Raw genomic sequence first — 4,593 nt, forward strand, 5'->3', positions numbered from 1 at the left:
ACTGCCTACTGCCTACTGCCTACTGCCTACTGCCTACTGCCTACTGCCTACTGCCTACTGCCTTCCAATTAATGCCCGTGCGATGATGACGCGCATGATCTCGTTGGTGCCTTCGAGGATCTGATGCACGCGCAGATCCCGCACGAGCTTCTCGATGCCGTAATCGTGCAGATAGCCATAACCGCCGAGCAGTTGCAGCGCGTCGTTGGCGACATTGAAGCCGGTGTCGGTGACGAAGCGCTTGGCCATCGCCGACCATTTGCCGGCATCCGGTGCCTTGCGGTCGAGCTTCGAGGCGGCGGCATAAAGGAAGATGCGCGCCGCCTGCAACTCGGTCTCCATGTCGGCCAGCTTGAACTGCAGCGCCTGGAACTGATTGATCTTCGAGCCGAAGGCCTTGCGCTCGGCGGTGTAGGCAAGTGCCTTGTCGAGCGCCGACTGTGCGCCGCCCAGCGAACAGGCGGCAATGTTCAACCGGCCGCCATCGAGGCCCGCCATGGCAATGCCGAAGCCAGCGCCTTCGCCAGACAAAAGGTTCTCCGCCGGCACCTTGCAGTCCTCGAAGATGACCTGGCGGGTCGACTGCATGTGCCACCCCATCTTGTGCTCGTTGGCGCCGAAGGAGAGGCCCGGCGCGTCTTTCGGCACGACGATGGTGGAAATGCCTTTCGGTCCCTCAGCGCCGGTGCGCACCATGACGGCATAGACATCGCTGTCGCCGGCGCCCGAGATGAACTGCTTGGTGCCGTTGAGGACATAGTCGCCGCCGCTCTTGACCGCACGCGTCTTGAGCGCCGCGGCATCGGAACCGGAGCCCGGCTCGGTCAGACAATAGCTCGCCAGCCACTCCATCGAGGTGAGCTTCGGCAGGAAGCGCTGGCGTTGCTCTTCATTGCCGAAGCGGTCGATCATCGAGGCCACCATGTTGTGGATCGAGATGAAGGACGAAAAGGCCGGATCGGCGTGCGACAGCGCCTCGAAAATCAGCACCGCATCAAGCCTGCCAAGTGCCGAACCGCCGACATCGTCCCTAATATAGATGCCGCCGAGGCCGAGCGGGCCGGTTTCGCGGATCACATCGGCAGGAAAGTGTTTCCTGCGGTCCCAGTCGAGCGCGTTGGGCGCGACGCGGTCGGCAGCGAAGGCCTGTGCCATCTCCTGGATGGCGCGCTGCTCCTCATTGAGTTCGAACTGGCTGGTGCTCGCATCGACCGCGGCGTCCATGGCGTGCTCCCTAATATCTTCGACCTGTTGGCCTGTCGTTTTTGGCTTTGCGCGCGCACCAATCTAGACCAATGATGCCGCCGCGCAACCCGACCCTTTGGGGAGCGGCTGTGCATCAATGGGTGTCCGGAGCACGATGTGACGACAAGATTCGATGATCTGCTGGGGCGGTTCCACGCCTATCTCGCTTCTGTGGATAACGCCCTGGTGCGTGACGCCGTGTTGCGGATCAATTGGGAGATGCCAGCCCGTATGCTGGAGCCGCATCCGCTCGCCTGCCTGCGTCATCTCGATCGCGCCGCCGAACTGGCGCCTCCGGATGCCAAGCCGCTGGTGCAACTGCTTGCCGAGCGTCGGAACGATTTCCGCTGGGGGCAGACCTATGGCGAGGCGGATTTCGGAAAAGAGTTCATCGACAATTACGGCTGGCTGGAAGTATTCGGCACGCGCGGCCATTTCGCCAATGACGAGGTCGCCGCCGGCCTGCTGATCCTTGGGCCCGATATCGTCTATCCCGACCATCATCACGTCGCCGAAGAAATCTACGTTCCGCTGACCGGCGGCACCGAATGGCGCATGGGCGAGAGCGGCTTTTGCATGCGCACGGCTGGCGAGGTCGTCCACCACGCGTCCAACGTCAATCACGCCATGCGCACCGGCAAAGACCCATTGCTGGCGCTCTACATCTGGCGCGGCGGGCCGCTGGCGCAGAAATCCGATATCACCGGAACCGTGGCGCAGGGCAGGGGCTGATGGCCAAAGCGATCATGCTGCAGGGTACGGGTTCGGATGTCGGCAAGACGGTGCTGGTCGCCGGCCTCTGCCGCGCGGCAAAAAAGCGTGGGTTGAAGGTGCGGCCGTTCAAGCCGCAAAACATGTCAAACAACGCCGCCGTTGCCGATATCCCCGGCGATAAAGCCGGCGGCGGCGAGATCGGTCGCGCGCAATGGCTGCAGGCGATCGCTTGCGGCGTCGCGCCATCGGTCCACATGAACCCGGTGCTGCTGAAGCCGCAGACCGATGTCGGCGCTCAGGTCATCGTGCAGGGCAAGGTGTTCGGCGAAGCGCGGGCGCGCGACTACCAGGCGATGAAGGGCCGGCTGATGGACGCCGTTCTGGACTCCTGGAGCAAGGTCGGCGAGGGCGCCGATCTGGTCATCGTCGAGGGCGCCGGCTCGCCGGCCGAGATCAATCTTCGCAGCCGCGACATCGCCAATATGGGCTTTGCCACGCGCGCCGACGTGCCGGTGGTGCTGGTCGGCGACATCGATCGCGGCGGCGTCATCGCTTCGGTTGCCGGTACGCATCTAATTCTGCCGGAAGAGGACCGGCGCATGATCATCGGCTATCTCATCAACAAGTTCCGCGGCGATGTTTCGCTGTTCGATGACGGCATCAGGTCGATCGAAAAATTCACGGGATGGCGCTGTTTCGGCGTCGTTCCGTGGCTGAAGGCGGCGGCGCGCTTGCCTTCGGAAGATTCGGTGGTGCTGGAACGGCTGGCGTCCGGCGAGACGCGCGCGCTGAAGGTGGCCGTGCCGATGCTTGGCCGCATCGCCAATTTCGACGATCTCGACCCGCTCAAGGCCGAGCCGCAGGTCGAGGTGGTGTTCGTGCCGCCGGGAAGACCGCTGCCTGCCGATGCTGGGCTGGTGGTCATTCCAGGCTCGAAGTCGACGATCGGCGATCTCCTGAAGTTCCGCGAGAACGGCTGGGATCGCGACCTTCTCGCGCACGCCAAGCGCGGCGGCCATGTCGTCGGCATCTGCGGCGGCTTCCAGATGCTCGGCCGTATCGTGCGCGATCCCGACGGCATCGAAGGCAGCGTCACCGAAGCCGAAGGGCTCGGCCTGCTCGACGTCGAAACGGTGATGGAACCAGAGAAGACGGTGCGCAACGTCAGCGCCCGTTCGGTCCTGTTCGACCTGCCGCTCGAAGGCTACGAGATCCATCTCGGCCACACCACTGGACCGGATACGCTGCGGCCGTCAGCAGTCATCAATGGCGTCGATGACGGGGCAGTCTCGGCCGATGGCAAGGTGATCGGCACCTATATGCACGGGCTGTTTGGTGCCGACGGCTTTCGCGGGAAATTCCTCGAAAGCCTCGGCATCAAGGGTGGTGGCATCGACTATCGGGCCGAGGTCGAGCGGGCCTTGGACGAGGTCGCAGCCGAGTTGGAGACCCATCTCGACTGCGACGCAATCTTTGCGCTGGCGCGGTAGTTCGCAGCACACCTCAGGTTGACTCAGGCCTTTTCGCCTGCCTTCGGCCAGTAGGTGCCGAACGACCAGACATTGCCTTCCGGGTCGCGGCAGATGAATTCGCGGCTGCCATAGTCGCGGTTCGTCAATTCCTGGATGATCGTGGCGCCGGCCTTCCTGGCCTTGGCGTAGGCGGCATCGGCATCGTCGACGGCGATGTAGATCGACTTGCCGCTACCTGAGCCGGGTTCGCCGACCATCTTGCCGTAGTCGTCGTCGCGCACCGTGCCGAGCATGATCATTGAGGAGCCGAAGACCAGTTCGGCATGGTGCATGACATCGCCTTCGCCATAACGGGCCTGGACACTGAAGCCAAAGGCCTCGCATAGCCAGTCGATCATTTTCGCCGCGTCCTTGTAGCGCAAAGCGGGGTAGAGGCGGGGCGCTTCGTTGCTGGTGGTCATGTCGATCTCCTTCAATGGGGTTGGTCGGTGCCCCACTCTGGGCGAAGGCCGTTCCAGCGTCTTGAAGAAATGTTACCTGATGGCGAGCGAGGTTGGCGTCTCGCCGGCAAGACCACGGAACTCGCGCACGAGGTGCGCCTGGTCGGAATAGCCGCAATCGGCGGCGATATCCGCCCAGTCGGCAGTCCGCTGCCTCGACAGGCCGAGCGCCCGGTTGCAGCAGGCGCCGCCGAAGGATTCGATGACCACCGGTCCGGCATAGAGACCGGCGGCGAAACTGGCGAAGCGGTCATTGTCGCCGGGCGCCTCGCCGAGGCCGATGGCGAAGGGTTCGGCGAAGCTGATGACCAGCGGTACGGTGAGCGAGGCGTATTCGACGTTGCGCATATGGCCGGGCGCCAATTCGCGATAGCCGCAAATGTCCGACACAATGCCCTGAAGTCGAGGATCGGGCAGGCGCTGGCGCATCTCGAACCGCCCGGCGACGGATTGGTCCTGCTCTTGCTGGAGTTGCATCTCGACTGGCATCGGCCATCCTTGCGCCAAGTCAAATCTAGCAGACCTGGGGCCGGAAACAAAAGCGCCCCGGGGTTTGGCGGGGGGGGGTCGTGCCCCCGGCAACGGGGGGGGGGTCTTAACCACGGCGCCCCCCCCCCCCCGGCCGGGAGGGGGGGTGGGGGGGGGGGGGGGGGTTAAAAAAA

General features: G+C 63.9%; 5 protein-coding genes. 2 read left to right on the plus strand and 3 right to left on the minus strand.

What is annotated here, in order from left to right; genetic code table 11:
- Window positions 1-54 precede the first annotated feature (54 nt).
- A complete protein-coding gene (locus NKJ06_RS34460) occupies window positions 55-1,224 on the minus strand; it encodes an isobutyryl-CoA dehydrogenase (RefSeq protein WP_352633105.1) in 1,170 nt (389 codons plus the stop codon).
- A 138-nt stretch (window positions 1,225-1,362) separates the two neighbouring features.
- Here NKJ06_RS34460 and NKJ06_RS34465 point away from each other — a divergent pair, with 138 nt between their 5' ends.
- On the plus strand, window positions 1,363-1,977 hold the full coding sequence (locus tag NKJ06_RS34465; protein WP_352633106.1) for a dimethylsulfonioproprionate lyase family protein: 615 nt from the start codon (window positions 1,363-1,365) through the stop codon (window positions 1,975-1,977).
- The gene (locus tag NKJ06_RS34470) at window positions 1,977-3,449 is read left to right on the plus strand and encodes a cobyric acid synthase (protein WP_352633107.1); all 1,473 of its coding nucleotides are present in this window, start codon (window positions 1,977-1,979) and stop codon (window positions 3,447-3,449) included. Before NKJ06_RS34465 ends, NKJ06_RS34470 begins: the two co-directional genes overlap by 1 nt.
- Window positions 3,450-3,472: 23 nt before the next feature.
- Here NKJ06_RS34470 and NKJ06_RS34475 read toward each other — a convergent pair whose 3' ends face one another.
- Window positions 3,473-3,892, minus strand: a complete 420-nt coding sequence (locus tag NKJ06_RS34475; protein WP_352633108.1) for a VOC family protein — start codon at window positions 3,890-3,892, stop codon at window positions 3,473-3,475.
- Between the two features lie 72 nt (window positions 3,893-3,964).
- The gene (locus NKJ06_RS34480; protein ID WP_352633109.1) at window positions 3,965-4,420 is read right to left on the minus strand and encodes an AraC family transcriptional regulator; all 456 of its coding nucleotides are present in this window, start codon (window positions 4,418-4,420) and stop codon (window positions 3,965-3,967) included.
- Between the last annotated feature and the right edge of the window lie 173 nt (window positions 4,421-4,593).

This window comes from Mesorhizobium sp. M0293 (genome assembly GCF_040321735.1).
Classification (GTDB): Bacteria; Pseudomonadota; Alphaproteobacteria; order Rhizobiales; family Rhizobiaceae; genus Mesorhizobium.